This is a genomic window from Halobellus sp. MBLA0158 (assembly GCF_041477585.1).
Classification (GTDB): domain Archaea; phylum Halobacteriota; class Halobacteria; order Halobacteriales; family Haloferacaceae; genus Haloquadratum; species Haloquadratum rubicundus.
Genome location: NZ_JBGNYA010000001.1, coordinates 2232340 through 2246679 on the forward strand (window position 1 = coordinate 2232340; position 14340 = coordinate 2246679).

At 68.9% G+C, this 14340-nt stretch carries 14 protein-coding genes; 6 read left to right on the plus strand and 8 right to left on the minus strand.

Features of this window, described 5'->3' with window-relative positions; translation table 11 throughout:
• Positions 1–73 precede the first annotated feature (73 nt).
• The 3 genes from OS889_RS11440 (at position 74) to OS889_RS11450 (ending at position 2540) form a co-directional block, all read left to right on the plus strand.
• Positions 74–889, plus strand: a complete 816-nt coding sequence (locus OS889_RS11440) for a DUF7839 domain-containing protein (protein ID WP_372389941.1) — start codon at positions 74–76, stop codon at positions 887–889.
• A 171-nt stretch (positions 890–1060) separates the two neighbouring features.
• A complete protein-coding gene (locus OS889_RS11445) occupies positions 1061–1822 on the plus strand; it encodes a pirin family protein (protein ID WP_372389942.1) in 762 nt (253 codons plus the stop codon).
• 46 nt (positions 1823–1868) lie between these two features.
• Positions 1869–2540, plus strand: a complete 672-nt coding sequence (locus OS889_RS11450) for an MBL fold metallo-hydrolase (protein ID WP_372389944.1) — start codon at positions 1869–1871, stop codon at positions 2538–2540.
• A 2-nt stretch (positions 2541–2542) separates the two neighbouring features.
• Here the strand turns inward: OS889_RS11450 and OS889_RS11455 are convergent, their stop codons facing one another.
• From OS889_RS11455 to OS889_RS11475, 5 genes are all read right to left on the minus strand, one after another.
• A complete protein-coding gene (locus tag OS889_RS11455; RefSeq protein ID WP_372389945.1) occupies positions 2543–3202 on the minus strand; it encodes a cytochrome c biogenesis protein CcdA in 660 nt (219 codons plus the stop codon).
• A gap of 2 nt (positions 3203–3204) precedes the next feature.
• Positions 3205–3765 (minus strand): TlpA family protein disulfide reductase, encoded by a 561-nt coding sequence (locus OS889_RS11460; RefSeq protein WP_372389947.1) that lies wholly within the window; start codon positions 3763–3765, stop codon positions 3205–3207.
• Positions 3762–4439, minus strand: a complete 678-nt coding sequence (locus OS889_RS11465; RefSeq protein ID WP_372389949.1) for an SCO family protein — start codon at positions 4437–4439, stop codon at positions 3762–3764. Before OS889_RS11465 ends, OS889_RS11460 begins: the two co-directional genes overlap by 4 nt.
• A 110-nt stretch (positions 4440–4549) precedes the next feature.
• Positions 4550–5158 (minus strand): ArsR/SmtB family transcription factor, encoded by a 609-nt coding sequence (locus OS889_RS11470; protein WP_372389951.1) that lies wholly within the window; start codon positions 5156–5158, stop codon positions 4550–4552.
• Between the two features lie 91 nt (positions 5159–5249).
• On the minus strand, positions 5250–6629 hold the full coding sequence (locus OS889_RS11475) for a S8 family serine peptidase (protein ID WP_372389953.1): 1380 nt from the start codon (positions 6627–6629) through the stop codon (positions 5250–5252).
• Between the two features lie 186 nt (positions 6630–6815).
• Between OS889_RS11475 and OS889_RS11480 the strand changes: the two genes are divergently transcribed.
• Together OS889_RS11480 and OS889_RS11485 are read left to right on the plus strand one after the other, a co-directional pair.
• Positions 6816–7823, plus strand: a complete 1008-nt coding sequence (locus OS889_RS11480; RefSeq protein ID WP_372389955.1) for a BGTF surface domain-containing protein — start codon at positions 6816–6818, stop codon at positions 7821–7823.
• 54 nt (positions 7824–7877) lie between these two features.
• Positions 7878–8438 carry an NAD(P)/FAD-dependent oxidoreductase gene (locus OS889_RS11485; protein WP_372389956.1) on the plus strand — a complete coding sequence of 187 codons (561 nt, stop codon included), beginning with the start codon at positions 7878–7880 and terminating at the stop codon, positions 8436–8438.
• Between the two features lie 92 nt (positions 8439–8530).
• Here the strand turns inward: OS889_RS11485 and OS889_RS11490 are convergent, their stop codons facing one another.
• From OS889_RS11490 to OS889_RS11500, 3 genes are all read right to left on the minus strand, one after another.
• Positions 8531–9154, minus strand: coding sequence for a TetR/AcrR family transcriptional regulator (locus OS889_RS11490; RefSeq protein ID WP_372389958.1), 624 nt, complete (start codon positions 9152–9154; stop codon positions 8531–8533).
• Positions 9155–9222: 68 nt separating this feature from the next.
• Entirely contained in the window at positions 9223–11367 is a 2145-nt protein-coding gene (locus OS889_RS11495; RefSeq protein WP_372389960.1) for a PAS domain S-box protein, read from the minus strand.
• A gap of 139 nt (positions 11368–11506) precedes the next feature.
• Positions 11507–12088 carry a DUF1684 domain-containing protein gene (locus OS889_RS11500; RefSeq protein ID WP_372389962.1) on the minus strand — a complete coding sequence of 194 codons (582 nt, stop codon included), beginning with the start codon at positions 12086–12088 and terminating at the stop codon, positions 11507–11509.
• Between the two features lie 484 nt (positions 12089–12572).
• On the opposite strand from OS889_RS11500, the gene OS889_RS11505 reads away from it, so the two are divergent.
• Positions 12573–14135 (plus strand): class I adenylate-forming enzyme family protein, encoded by a 1563-nt coding sequence (locus OS889_RS11505; protein WP_372389964.1) that lies wholly within the window; start codon positions 12573–12575, stop codon positions 14133–14135.
• The last annotated feature ends 205 nt before the right edge of the window (positions 14136–14340 follow it).

Consider the following 14340-nt stretch of genomic DNA (forward strand, 5'->3'; position numbering starts at 1 on the left):
GAATCGGGACGCTCGCGCAATCGGACCGGAATTAGGGCAAAGGTACTTTAGTTCCCGGCCGTGAGGACGAACGATGGCCGAGAACGCGGACGACGCGGAGGAGTTCGGCGTTCTGCGGAGCAAGCGGAACGCGACCAGGTACCAGATCCTCGTCCAGATCGCCGAGCGCCAGCCCGCGGTCAATCAGCAGGAGATCGCCGACGCCATCGGCATCACGGCCCAGGCCGTCAGCGACTACCTGCAGGACCTCGTCGAGCAGAGCTACGTCAACAAACACGGCCGGGGCCGCTACGAGGTGACGAAGGAGGGCGTCGACTGGCTGATCTCCCAGACCGACGAACTGCGCCGCTTCATCGAGCACGTCTCCGAGGACGTGATCGGCCAGGTCGAGATCGAGACCGCGATCGCGACGACGGAAATCCGCGAGGGCGAGACGGTCTCGCTGACGATGCGGGACGGCGTCCTCCGGGCGATGGCCGGCGACACGGGCTCTGCGACGGCGGTCGCGGTCACCGACGCCGACCCCGGCCGGGACGTCGGGATCACGAACGTCCAGGGCGTCGTCGACTACGACCTCGGGACCGTCACCGTGGTCGCGGTGCCGCAGGTCCAGAACGGCGGCAGCGCCGCCGTCCCGACAGACCGGGTCCGAGCGCTGGCCGACGAGCACGACCTCGTGGCGGTCGCCGAGACCGTAGCGGTCGCCGTCGCCGACGCCGCCGACCTCGATCCCGACATCCGTTTTGGGAGCGCGGTCGCGGTCGGGGAAGCCGCCGCCAGGGGCTTGGACGTGCTGCTCGTGGCCGCCACCGACGTGCTGTCGAGCCACACCGACAAGCTCCGCGAGCAGAACGTCAGCTACGAGGTCGTCGACATCGTCGAGGACTGAACCGAGTACGCTCGTCTCTTAGCCCCGTCAACGGGGATGGCGCTCGGCGGGAAACAGTGAGAGCATCAGTATGACTCCCACGCTCGGATCACCGCGAGGAGTCCCGCCGCCGATAGTGCCCACACTGCCGCGTTCCCGCCCCTTATCCCCGTCAGGCTCCTCGAATCACGTATGTCGACCGACGAGAGCGATCCCGAAAGCGGGAGCGCAGACGGCAGCCCGGTCCCTGGTGAAACGGTCCAACACGGGACAGGCGTCACCTCCAACCGCGCGTTCCCGACGAGCCACTACGCCGCCCACCTGGATCCGTTCGTGCTCTTCGAGCGCTTCTACATCGATCCCGACCAGGGCTTTCCGATGCACCCCCACAAGGGGTTCGAGATCGTCTCCTATCTCCTCGACGGGGGGATGGCCCACGAGGACTCGCTCGGCGTCTCCCACACGGCCTACGAGGGCGACGCGATGCGGATCACGACCGGCGGCGGCATCCGCCACTCGGAGTTCCCAGCCGACGGCGCCGCCTGCAACGGCCTCCAGCTGTGGGTGAATCTCCCGCGGGAGGACAAGGAGATCGACGCCGACTACACCGACGCGAGCGCGGACGAGCTCCCGACCCGCGAGGCCGAGGGCGCGACGGTCACCATCGTCGTCGGCGACGGCTCGCCGATCGACCTCCGCACCGAGATGGAGTACCTCGACGCCGTCGTCGACGACGCCTGGACCTGGTCGGTTCCGGAGGGCTGGTCCGGGTTCCTGTACGGCGTCGAGGGCGACGGCACCGTCGCGGGCGAGCCCTTCGGCGAGGGCGACGTCCTCCCCGTCACGGAGGCTCGCGACGTCGCGGTCGCGACCGACTCGCGCCTCAGGGTCGTCGCCGTCGCCGGCCGACCGCACGGAGAGCCGATCCAGCAGCGCGGCCCGTTCGTCTTCTGAGGAGCGCAAGACCGGCCTTGATATCCCCCGCGCTCGAACGGCGGGTATGGCGACGGAACTGACCGAGGGCGTGTGGCACTTCTCGCTGCGGGGCGTCAACGCCTACCTCGTCTTCGACGACGTGCCGACGCTCGTGGACGCGGGGACGCCCCTGGACGAGTCGCGGCTCCGCGCGGAACTCGGCGAACTCGGGATGGAGCCCGGCGACGTCGGGCGGGTGCTCCTCACCCACTACGACCTCGACCACATCGGGACGCTCGGCGCGCTCGCCCCGGAGCTGGACGCGACCGTCTACGCCGGCCCCGACGACGCCGAGATCCTGACCGGCGCGCGCTCGCCGCCGATCTCGAACCACAAGGGCGCCTTCCAGCGGCTCGTCGGCGTCTTCACCTCGGCCCCGAACCTCGACGTCGAGCCGATCGACGACGGCGACACAATCGGCTCGTTCACGGCGTACCACACGCCCGGCCACACACCGGGCCACGTGGCGTACGTGAGCGCGGACCTCGACGCGGCGCTGCTCGGCGACCTCGTCGCGGGCGCCGACGGCGCGCTGGAGCCCTCCGGCTGGGCGATGAGCTACGACACCGAGCGGGTCCGAGAGAGCATCGACGACCTGGCCGCCCGAGCGCCGCCCTTCGAGGTGGCGTGTATGGGCCACGGGACGCCGCTCACGGCCGGCGGCTCGGAGGCGCTCGCGGCCCTCGCCCGAGAGTGATTTCAGGGCCCGAGAACGTCCAGCACGACGACTGAGAGGTAGAGCTGTCCGAGACCGGCGACGACGAGCAGGGCGCCGGCGGCCTGTTTCATCCGCCCCGCATAGCGGCCTGCGTCGCGCCAGGCAGTCACTCCGGCGTCCGCCAGCAGCGTCACTCCGACGAGCGGCGCCGCCACCGCGACCGCGTACCCCGCGAGGACGAGCGCGCCCTGTCCCGGCGGCAGCGCCGACGCCTGAGCGACGACGCCGAGGAACAGCGGAACGACACAGCCCGCGGCCGCGACGGCGTAGACCGCGCCGAAGGCGCCGAAGCCGACGAGCGACTCGGGCCGCGCCGGGAGGGACGGCGTCGGCGCCGTCCACCCCGAGAGGACTAGCAGGCCGAAGGCGACGAGCGCGAGGCCGATCGCCGGCTCGACGACCGGCAGGAGCGAGGTGAGCCGCTGGCCGAGCGCGAGCGCGAGCCCCGCGACGACGCCCAGCGAGACTACCGCGCCGGCCGCGGCGACGACGCCCGAGACGAGCCCCGAGGCGCTCTCCGTCCGCTGGAGGTAGTAGCCGACGTAGCCCGGTAGCAGCGGGAACGCACACGGCGCGAAGAACGTCGCGACGCCGGCGCCGACGGCGAACGCCGCGGTTCCGAAGAAGGCGGGGGAGAGCACGGTTAGGACCGAGGCGTCCCGGACGCCGAACCGGATTCGAGCGCGCGCTCGACCTCACGCCGGAGCGTCGCCGTCGACGCCACGCCGGCGTGGGTCCAGCGGATCTCGCCCGAGGCGTCGGCGACGGCCAAGTAGGGAAGGCCCGAGGCGCCGAGGGCGCTCATCAGGTCCGATTCGGGGTCGAGGCCGACCGTCCAGGCGCCGTCGTGGGTCCGCCACCACTCCCGGACGTCCGCGCGGGAGAGCGTGCCGCCGATCCGCTCGTTCGTCACCGAGACGAACGCGACCTGGTCGCCGTACTCTTCGTGGACAGTCGAGAGCGCGTCCATCTGCTCCTTGCAGGGCGCACACCAAGTCGCGAACAGGTCGACGACGGTGGGCGCCCCGGGCGCGGGGATCCGGACCTGCCCCGCCGTCGAGCCGCGGGCGTCCATCGTCTCGACGCGGAGCGGAAGCGCCGAGTCCGACCCGTCGAGTCCGGGGAGTCGATCGGTGACCGCGAGCGCGCTGGCGCCCGTCAGTCCGAGGCCCGCGAGCGCGGTCACGACTCGGCGGCGGTTCATCGGTCCCGGACGGTCGCGAGGTCTTCGATGATCGCTTCGGCCCTCGGCTGTTTCGTCCGGTAGGCCCGCTCGACGTAGCCGTCGGCGTTGACGAGGAACGTCAGGGCCGAGTGCCTGAACATATACATCTCCATATCCTCGGGATGGGTCCGCTGGAAGGTCACGCCGAACTCCTCCGCGACGACGGACTCGGCCCGCGATTCGGATTCGGGACGGAGGAAGTGCCAGTTGCCCGCGTCCATCGCGACGTTCATCTGCTCGCCGTAGGCCCGGAGGCGCTCGGCGTCGTCGCGCTGGGGGTCGAACGTCGTCGGGAGGAACGTCACCGCGTCGGCGTAGCCCTCCTCGATCGCGTGGGTCTGGACGCTCCGCATCGTCTGTATCAGAACAGGACAGACCGTGTTGCAGTGGCTGTAGAAGAAGGTGAGAAGCGACGGCGTCTCGACCTCGCGGGTCGACACCTCGGTCCCCTCGATCGGCGCCGGGAGCGTCACGTCGGGGACGCGCTGGCCCCACGCGGGGTACGGGAGGTCCTCGCTCGTGTACTCGCGATCGGGCTCGGGGAGCGCCACGTCGGGGTTGTCGTCGCCGAGGCCCAGACAGCCGGCGGTGCCGACCGCGCCGCCAACGCCGATCCCGCCGGCCGCGCCCCTGAGGAAGGTCCGTCGTCGCATCTTGGTCGAGCGGAGTTCGACCTTCGGGGGCATAAGCGGACGGATCGGTTCTCAGCGTCTGGGTATCGGGTGGCTCCCCTCGCCGATCGCCGTTCGCGAACCTCGGGACCTCACGGCCGCCAGTCGAGGAGCGCCGCGGCGACGAACACCGCCAGCCCGCCGAGGAAGAAGAGGAGTCCGGGCTCGGCCAGGAGGAGCACGCCGCGGACGAGCGGATGCGACGGCGCCGCGCCGAGGCTCGCCGGCTCGAAGAGCGACGCCGCCGGGCCGCCGAGGAAGCGCTCGGCGCCGACCTGGACCGCGAGGCTCGTCAGCGCGAGGACCGCGACGCCCGTCGCCCAGTCCGCGAGCGAGCGCCGGAGCGCCCCCTGCTCGGCCGACGAGGCGTCGCCGACCAAGACGATCGGGTCGGCCGCGGGCCCGTAGACGGTCATCTCGTTGCCCTTCTCGGAGAGGCGCGTCCCGACCGACTCGACGACGCCGGCCGACTGGAGCTTCGAGAGGTGGTAGTGGACGTTCTGGACCGACGTGTCGAGGTCGCGGGCCAGCTCCGAGGGCGGCGCGGGCTCCCGGTGCAGCGCGCTGTACAGCTCGCGGGCGGTCTCCGAGCCCAGCGCGTCGACCAGTTCGCCCGCGTCGTCGTCCGCGACGTCGACGACCGCCGGGGACGCGTCCGGCGCCCGCGTGCGGTCCCCCAGCCTGGCGATCGGGGATGACATACGCGACCATAGCGCCACCGGGCACATCAAGGTCCGCGTAGCTCAAACGCGCGTTTGAACGCTCCGAGAGCGGCTTCGAGAGTCGTCGAGGCTACCGCGAACGGGCGCGCTGGACCGCGGCGACGGCGTCGAGCCGACCCCATCCCGAGGCGAGGTCGGTGCCGGGGCGGCCGACGTCGCCGGCGGACGCGCGGAGCGCCGTCACGACGTCCGCGGGCGAGAGCGACGGCGCCGCGCCGCGGAGCAGGGCGACCACCCCGGCCGTGCGGGCGGCCGCGGCCGACGTCCCGGGGCTGCCGTCCGCGATCCAGGGACGCGGCGGCGCGACGACGTCGACGCCGGTCCCCCCCTCTCGGGTCGGTCCGCGGCCGCTGTACGGGGCCACGGCGTCGGCGGTCGTCGCCGTGGGCGAATCGGCGACGGCGGCCGGCGAATCCCCGTCCGTGACGCCGACGCCGACGACCCCCGGGACGCTCGCGGGGACGGCGATGCTCCCGAGCGGCCGCGCGGGCGAGAGCGCGTGCGTCGGCGTCGTGACCTCGATCCGCCCCGTTCGGGCGCCGCCCGTGGACCGGGCCGCCGCGGCCGGCCGCACGACGAGCGCGTACGTGCCGTCGTCGAGGTCGGCGACAAGGCGCTGTCCCGCCCGCGACGCGGCGGGCTGGGAGACCGCGACGAGGTTCCACCGCTCCCCGTCGTCGACGGCGCGCAGCAGCGCGAGCGTGAGGTCGGTCCGGACCTCAGCGTCCGCGACGAGCCAGGCGACGAACCGGCCGCGGACGGAGCCCGCGCCGGCGCCGTCGGCGGAGAGCGGGCGAACCCCCAGTCGCGTCGGGTCGGCGTCGCCGTCGGCGGCGACCGCCGCGAGCGGGCCGCGCCAGTGGCCGAGCGCCGCGTTCCCGGTGGGCGCGACGACGGTAGAGCCCGCCCCGATCGCGCGCCGGACCGCGCGGTAGACGTCCGTGCCCGGCCTCGCGACCGCGCCGTGGGCCGCGACCGGCGCCAGAATCACGTCCGTCCCGCGCTCGCGACACCACTCGACCGCGTCGACGAAGGCCGACTGCTCGCGGAAGGACGCGAGCGAGAGGGCGGCGTCGGGCGCGAGCCGCGCCACGGCGGCGGCGGCCGCGGTGCCGTGGGTCGTCCGGTCGACGACGGCCCGGTCGGGGCCGAACTGCCGGATGTCGGCGACCGCGTCCGCGAGCACGTCGTGCGTCGGATCGAAGCCCGTCGGATCGAGGACGGCGACGTCGACGCCCGCGCCCGCGACGCCCGCGTCGTGGATGCGTGCGATCGGCTCGTCGTCGACATCGCTTCCGCCACGTCCGCCCCCGTCGTCCGAAGGGTCGCCGGCGGCGTCGAAGCGAGGGAGCCGGCGGGCGCTCGCGAGGCTGAGCGCCGCCGCGCCGCCGACCGCGAGCGCCCGCCGCCGGCTGATTCGGAACCCCTCGTCGTCGCGTCCGTCCGTCACGTCGCCGACGGTTCCGGCCGGCGGCGCTTGAATCTCCCGGACCGGGCAGTAGCGTAAACGGCTGTCGAAGCAATCGGTCGTTCTTAACCCCGCGGCGTCGTCTGTCGACCCGTATGCCCTCCACGGAATTGCGGTCCGACGCGACGGATAGCCCGAAGCGACGACGGCGGCACAGAGAGGTGCGGGATGCGTAGCCGATTCGCCCGCGTGCTCCTGGCCGCGGTCGTGCTGACGAGCGTTCTCGCGCCCGCCGTCTTCGCGACCCCAGCCGCCGCCGATCCCAGCGTCGCGATCGAGTACGAGGGCGACCGAGTGACGGTCGCCAGCGGGCCCTCGCAGGTGATCCGCGGGACGGCGGACGCGCCGACCGGCACGGAGATCCTCGTGCGGGTCCGCTCGACCGGCGACACCTCGCCCGCGTTCCTCAAATCCGAGTCAGCGGTCGTGACCGACGACGGCACCTGGGCGGTCGCGTTCAACTTCTCGGACATCGGCGCGGGCGGCACGATCGCCCTCACCGCGCGCTTCGAGGACGGCTCGGCCGAGACGAGCGTCGACGGCGAGATCGTCGCCTGCGAGGGCGACTGCGCCGACAGCACCCCCGACGCGACGCCGACGCCGATCCCCGAGCAGACGGCGACGCCGACCCGGACCGACGGGGCCGATTCGCCCGTCGCCTTCGGCGAGAACATCTTCCTCGTGAACCGCGGCGGCGTCGCGGCGATCCCGGTCTCGTTCACCGGCGACGCGAACGCGGCCGTGATTGTCGTCGGCAACGAGACCAAGGTCAACTACGAACTCGACGCCGTCGTCCGCGACGAGGACGGCGACGGCGAGGCGGTCCTCTACGTCGACACGTCGCTGGCGGGGCGCGGCGGCGAGACGGTAAGCGTCTCCGGCGGCGACACCGTCGACGTGCGCTCGGAGACGTCGCTGGACGCGATGCTCGATCCCGCGAGCTACGACGTCTCGCTGTACGCCGGTACAGAGAGGGACGACCCGGTCGACGTGGGGAGCCTCGTCGTGCAGGAACAGTCGTCGCAGACGCCGACGAGCACGCCCGCGGAGATCGACGAGAGCGACGTGGCCTCACCCGACGGCGACGGACTCGGCCCGCTCGCGCTCGGCGGCCTCGTCAGCGGGGCCTTCCTCGTCGGCGGCGCGGCGCTGGCGGCAGTGCTGCTACGCGGGTGATGATCTGTTTACCGGATGGTAAGATACTTCCTTCCGGCGGGAAAATGGGGAGGTATGGTAGACGTAGCAATCGTCGGCGGCGGACCCGCCGGACTGAGCGCGGCGCTGTTCGCCGCGAAGAACGACCTCGACACCGTCGTGTTCGACACCGACGAGTCGTGGATGCACAAAGCACACCTGTTCAACTATCCCGGCATCCGGAGCATCAGCGGCGACGAGTTCCTCGTCGTCGCCCGCGGACAGGCCGAAGACCGGGGCGCGTCCCTTCAGGATGCCGAGGTCACGGGCGTCGAGCAGGCAGATGAGGAGTTCGTCGTCTCCACCGACGACGACGAGTACGTGGCCGACTACGTCGTCCTCGCGACGGGCGGCAACCGCGATCTCGCGGAGGACCTCGGCTGCGACTTCACAGACGAGGACGTCGTCGACGTGAACCTCGACATGGAGACCTCCGTCGAAGGCGTCTACGCGACGGGCGCGATGGGCCGCGCCGAGAAGTGGCAGGCGGCCATCGCGGCCGGCGACGGCGCGGCCGCGGTCCTCGACATCCTCTCGAAGGAGAAGGGCGAGTACTACCACGACTTCGATATGCCGTCGGACGTCCCCGAACTGTAACCGGGGGACTCATAGTGATTACTCTCGTCTCTTACCGCCGAGCGCCGTCACCGGGCGTCGCGTTCGGCGGTAAACAGTGAGAGTAATCACTATCAGGCGAGAAGCGAATCGTAGACGAACTCGTCGATAGCCCGGCGGGCCTCCGCCGGCGCGTTTTCGTGGCCGAGCGCCAGCCGCCGCTCGCGCGCGGCGTGGATCACGTCGGTGATGAGCTGGCCCATCAGGTCGGCGTCGACGTCGCGGAACGCCCCCGACTCGATGCCGGCTTCGACCACCGTGACGATGCTGTCGCGGATGTGGTCGTAGTGGTCGTTGAAGATCTCGCGGTGTTCCTCGTCGTTCTGGGCGTAGGCGAACAGCTCGTGGTACACCTTCATCCGGTCCCAGTGGGAGAACTCGTCGAACTCCGGCCCCAGGAGACACCGGTCGATCCGGGCGTCGAGTTCGGTTTTCGGGTCGGTGTCGGGCTCGACCTCGACGCTTCCCTCGTACTGTTCGATGACGTATTCGAGGAACGACGAGAGGAGATCGTACTTGCCGTCGTAGTGGTAGTGGATCACCTGCCGGGAGAGGTCCATCTCCGCGCCGATGTCCCGCATCCGGAGGTCCTTGTAGCCGTGCTCGCTCACGGCCCGGAAGGTGGCCTCCATAATCTGCTCGCGCGTGTCCGTGGTGCCGACGTCCCCCGTCGAGTCGTTCCCCCGAGATTCGCTCATACGCGTCCCTTCTCGTGAGGGACACATATCGGTTTCTCCCCGCCGAGCGCGCTCAGTCGTCTCCGGGGTCAGTCCGCGAACTCGACGCCGGTGATCTCGAACCGCGCGCCGCCGTCGTCGCTCTCGGTCGCTTTGATCTGCCAGTCGTGGGCCGAGACCACCTGCGCGACGATGCTCAGCCCGAACCCGACGCCCTTCGAGGAGGTGGAGTAGCCGGTCTCGAACACCTTCTCGCGCTCGTCGGGCGGGATCCCCGGCCCGTCGTCTGCGACGTAGAAACCGTCGTCGAGGTCGCCGACCGTCACGGTGACGTCCTCGCCGCCGTGTTCGACCGCGTTGCGGATGAGGTTCTCCAGGAGTTGCTGGAGTCGCGACTGGTCCGCGCGGACGACCCGGTCTGTGCGGGAGTCGAGCGTCGCCGACCCCGTCTGGACGCTCTGCCAACTCCGGTCGAGCAGCGTCGAGAGGTCGACCGGCGAGCGGTCGGTGACGGGCTGGTCGCTCCGCGCCATCGTCAGGAGCTCGTCGATCAGCGTCTGCATTCTCTCGTGGGCGCGAGCGACGTGGGCGAGGTGTTCGCTGTCGCACTCGCGCATCCCGAGTTCGAGCCGGCCCGAGGCGACGTTCAGGGGATTCCGGAGGTCGTGGCTGACGACCGAGGCGAACTCTTCGAGCTGCTTTTCGCGCCGCTTCCGGTTCGAGATATCGCGGCTGATGCTGAGGATGGCGGTCTCGCCCTCGTAGGTGATGAGGCTCGAGCTGATCTCGACGGGGATCGTCTCGCCGTCTTTCGTCTCCCGGACGGTCTCGACCATCTGGATCTCGTCTTCCGGCATCGTCTCGATGAGCCGGGTGATCTCCGCGGGATCGGTCCCCGCGTCGATGTCGTGGGGGCGCATCGAGAGCAGCTCCTCGCGGGAGTAGCCGGTGCGTTCGACGGCCGCGTCGTTGACCGCGAGGAAGTTCATATCCGTGTCGATGACCCAGGCGGCGTCGTTCATCCCGTTGAACAGCTCCTCGTACTCGGCGCGGGCCTGTTCGAGCTCCCGCTCCCGGCGGCGGTACTCGGTGACGTCGTGGACGGCGCCTCTGAGGGACGTCACCGCGCCGTCGGCCGTCTTCGGCTCGCCGTGGAACTGGAGCCACCGGTGGTCGTCGCCGGCCGTCCGCGCTTCGACGTCGAACGGCTCGCCCGAGTCGAACGCCCGCTCGATGGCGCCTTCGACGCGGGCGCGGTCCGCATCCCGGAGGGCCTCAAGGACGTCCGACAGCGACGGGCTGTCTCCGGGGTCGAGAGCGAGGAGTTCAGAGAGGTGATCCGTCCAGGACAGTTCACGGGTCTCGGCGTCGATCTCCCAGCCGCCGACGCCCGCGAGCCGCTCGGTCTCGTCCAGCAGGTCCCGGATCCGCACGAGCTCCCGCTCGCGATCGCGGTGCTTCGTGATGTCCCGGGCGACGGCGACGACGCCCTCGATCGACCCGTCGACGTCGAGCGGCGTCAGCCGGTACTCGACGATGGCCCGCCCGTGCTCGGGGAAGTCCGCCTCCACCTCCCCCAGCAGTTCGTCGCGCTCGCCGTCGAGGAGCTCCTGGTACGGATCGCCCTCCGAGACGGACCTGATGTGGGGGATGAGCCCGCTCATCTCCCCTTCGAGGGCCTCCCGGCTGGTCCCGTACCAGTCGGCCAGGTACTGATTCACCATCCGAAAGCGGCCCTCGGCGTCGTAGATGCACGCTGACTCGTGCATCGTGTTTATCATCCGCTCGTAGCTGCGGAGCTCACGGTTTCGCTCGGCCAGCGCGGCCTGCGACCGGTAGTGTTCGACGGCGTTCGCGATCCGGTTCGCCAGAACCGCGTACTGGTCCGTCCCCGGCTCTTTCTGGAGGTAGTCCGTCACGTCGGCCGAGATGGCCTTGCTCGCGATCTCCTCGGAGCCCTTGCCCGTAAAGAGGATGAAGGGCAGGTCGGGGTGGTCCTCGCGGACCGCTCGGAGCAGTTCGATCCCGTCGCGCTCCGGCATATCGTGGTCGGAGACGACGCAGTCGATCGCGTCCGGGTCGTCGTCGAGACGGGCGAGCGCCTCCCCCGGGGTCGTCACCGCCCGAACGGACAGGCGGTCGTCGGCCCGTTGGAGAAACGTCGCCGCCATCTCGACGAAATCCGGATCGTCGTCGACGTGGAGCACCCGGATCTCGTCGGTCGCGACGCCCATCATTGATCACCAAGCGAAGTCGATCGGGAGCGGCAATAAAACGCCCGGCGGTCGGGGGATGCCGTCGGCGGCGGGATGCTCGTCGGACCGGTCGCCGCGGTCTCTGATGCGACCACGCCTGACGTCCATCCGAGGGGATCTACGCGTGCTCGTGTTCATAAACGTCGGCCGGAAAGTCGCGTTCGCCGGCCTCGATCCGCACGTCGAGCCAGTTCGACGGCGGGACGAGCGGGCACTCGTACGCGGGGTTGTACGCGCAGGTGGGGCTGTACGCCCGATTCAGATCCAGGACCCAGGTGCCGTCGTCCCGCCGGTCCGGCCCGGGTTCGAGGTCGACGTAGCGGCCGGCGCCGTAGGTCTCCTCACCGCTCGTGACGTCGCGGAAGGGGACCCACAGCCGGTCGCTCCCGTCGGTCGGCTCGAAGGCGTCGAGAGACATTTCTGTCCCGTCGATCTCGAACTCGAAGCGACCGACGCGGCGGTAGGTCTGCTCGCCGTCGGCGGTGGTCTCGACGGTGACGGGCTCCGGCTCGTCGTACCGCCGCAGCCCGAGCTCGAATCGGTAGTCGGGGTCGGGCTCGTAGTAGTCGAGCCCAGGGAAGTCGTCGCCGCGGAGCTCCGGCGGGATCGGCGAACGCTGATTCTCCCGGAAGTACCGCTCCTTCCGTTCGCGGTTCCGCAGGAGTTCCGTCCGCCACTCGTCGTCGGGGTGTGAGGTCATAGGGGTGAGAGCCGCGCCGATTCGCGCGGGTGCCACGATATTGTACGCATCGAACAAAAACACTTTCGCGGGCGGCAGTCGGTTGCGCACGAGCGCGTGATTTGAATAATATATAAGATATAGTACTATAGTTTTTATCTTACTTATTTTACTGTATTGTATTAAGATTGTTTTTATATGCAATTCAGACCAGTATTAGAAATATTTAATCTGGTAGCTTCAAATTTCCATAACTATATTGTTCTGTTTCTATTTTCACATTCGAAGAACACTCGCTAACGCCTACCAAGCGTGAAGTCGATTTCTCGGCCCGAATTGATCGTCGAGGTAGAACGGACTGTTGCCATATTAAAATGTTTTTGACGGCCGATCCAGCTGTGGACGGATGCCGTGGCTGACCCCGGCAACGACCGAGATTCCCGTCGAAACGGACTCTGTCATACTTTCTCAAATTATAAGGTAGATGAACGCGACAGTTTTGGATATGCACCACAGTTCGACCGTCGAGGTGCCGGCAGTGAAGGATCTGTCCCGGATCGCGGCCGAGAACAACCCGGACAAGGTTGCGTTCGGGAACGGCACCGACGGCGAGACGCTGACCTGGCGGGAGTTCGACGAGCGAAGCAATCAGGCGGCGAACGCCTTCCAGCAGTATGCGGGACCGGGAGATCGCATCGCCCTCCTCTGTGAGAACTCCCTCGAACACACGGTTCTCTGGAACGGCGGACTGAAGGCCGGATGTACGGTCTCGAATCTCCACATCCGGGCGTCGCCGAACACGCTCAAACACTGCATCGACTCGCTGCGGCCGAAGGTGCTCGTCGTCGACGAGGTGACGGCCGAGACCTACGAGGAGCGCCTGAAGGACAAGATCACCTCGGACATCGACGTCGTCGTCAACACCGGATCCGCGACGACCGACTACGAGGTCGGGATGGAGCCGTTCCTCGACGGCCAGTCGAAGACCGAACCGGACGTCCGCATGCGCGAAGAAGATACCGCGGTCGTGATGTGGACCTCGGGTACCACCGGCGAGCCCAAGGGCTGGTGTCACACGAACCGCGGGCTCTACTTCCGCGCCAACGCCCTGGTCAGCGTCTACGAACTCAACCGCCCCGCGAGACAGCCCCACGTGTTCACTCCCTCCTTCGCCGCGTGGTACTCGGTGGTGTTGCCGGCGCTCGTCTCCGGGGCGACCACCTACTTCCTCAGCTCGTGGGACCCCGAAGACTACTTGGAGATGATCCAGGAGCACGAGCTCACCTCCGCCCTCTTGGTCCCGACGATGTGGCGCGAGATCCTCAACCTCGACGACCTCAACGACTACGACCTGAGTTCGCTCAACGCCATCATGTCCGCGGGCGAGGTCCTCGACGCGACGACGCTGCGGCGGCTCAGAGAGAACATCTGTGGCGTCGTGAAGAACTCCTACGCCGCCACGGAGGCGTACGCGACCGTGATGGAAGACCCCGAACTCACAGAAGAGCGCGTCGAGAGCGTCGGCAAGCCCGTCCCCGGGGTCGAGATCCGGATCATCGACGAGGACGGCACCTACGAGGACGTAAAGCCGACCGGCGAGGTCGGCGAGATCGCCGTCCGCGCGCCCGACTGTCCGGTCTGGGCGTGGGAGCGCACCGACAAGACCGAAGAGGTGTTCGAGGACGGCTGGTGGTACTCCGGCGACCTCGGCTACCGCGACGAGGACGGCTTCATCTACCTGGAGGGCCGCACCGACCTGATGATCCTGTCCAAGGGGATCAAGGTGTACCCCTCGCCGATCGAAGAGCGGCTCAACGCCCATCCCGGCGTCAACGAGTCCGCAATCGTCGGCGTCGAAGACGAGGAGTACGGGGAGAAGGTGACCGCGTACGTCTACGCCTCCGATCCCGACCTGACCGCCGAGGAGCTCGACGAGTGGTGTTTGGAGAGCGACAACCTCGCGCGGATGGAACGACCGCGGGAGTACCACTTCGTCGACGAGTCGCTGCCGCGGACCTCCACCGGGAAGCTCGATCGGCTGAGCGCGAAGAACGAAGACCTCACGTAACGGGCACCGACGGTCGGTTTCTCCGTTTGCTCCGCTTTTTCCGTGTTCTCTGTTTTCCTCTCGGATCGGACGTCGACGCCGACCCGTGTATGAGGATAGATCACACATCTCTTGTTTGAAGGTAAAGCCAATATTTATATAATATACCAGAATCTTGAATTCCGACGGGCCTACTACCTAAATCTTAAGTAGGATACGATATTCC

Coding starts and splice junctions, on each gene's coding strand:
- OS889_RS11440 (WP_372389941.1), top strand. CDS start 74: ATGGCCGAGAACGCGGACGACGCGGAGGAGTTCGGCGTTCTGCGGAGC.
- OS889_RS11445 (WP_372389942.1), top strand. CDS start 1,061: ATGTCGACCGACGAGAGCGATCCCGAAAGCGGGAGCGCAGACGGCAGC.
- OS889_RS11450 (WP_372389944.1), top strand. CDS start 1,869: ATGGCGACGGAACTGACCGAGGGCGTGTGGCACTTCTCGCTGCGGGGC.
- OS889_RS11460 (WP_372389947.1), bottom strand. CDS start 3,765: ATGAACCGCCGCCGAGTCGTGACCGCGCTCGCGGGCCTCGGACTGACG.
- OS889_RS11465 (WP_372389949.1), bottom strand. CDS start 4,439: ATGCGACGACGGACCTTCCTCAGGGGCGCGGCCGGCGGGATCGGCGTT.
- OS889_RS11470 (WP_372389951.1), bottom strand. CDS start 5,158: ATGTCATCCCCGATCGCCAGGCTGGGGGACCGCACGCGGGCGCCGGAC.
- OS889_RS11480 (WP_372389955.1), top strand. CDS start 6,816: ATGCGTAGCCGATTCGCCCGCGTGCTCCTGGCCGCGGTCGTGCTGACG.
- OS889_RS11485 (WP_372389956.1), top strand. CDS start 7,878: ATGGTAGACGTAGCAATCGTCGGCGGCGGACCCGCCGGACTGAGCGCG.
- OS889_RS11490 (WP_372389958.1), bottom strand. CDS start 9,154: ATGAGCGAATCTCGGGGGAACGACTCGACGGGGGACGTCGGCACCACG.
- OS889_RS11495 (WP_372389960.1), bottom strand. CDS start 11,367: ATGGGCGTCGCGACCGACGAGATCCGGGTGCTCCACGTCGACGACGAT.
- OS889_RS11500 (WP_372389962.1), bottom strand. CDS start 12,088: ATGACCTCACACCCCGACGACGAGTGGCGGACGGAACTCCTGCGGAAC.
- OS889_RS11505 (WP_372389964.1), top strand. CDS start 12,573: ATGCACCACAGTTCGACCGTCGAGGTGCCGGCAGTGAAGGATCTGTCC.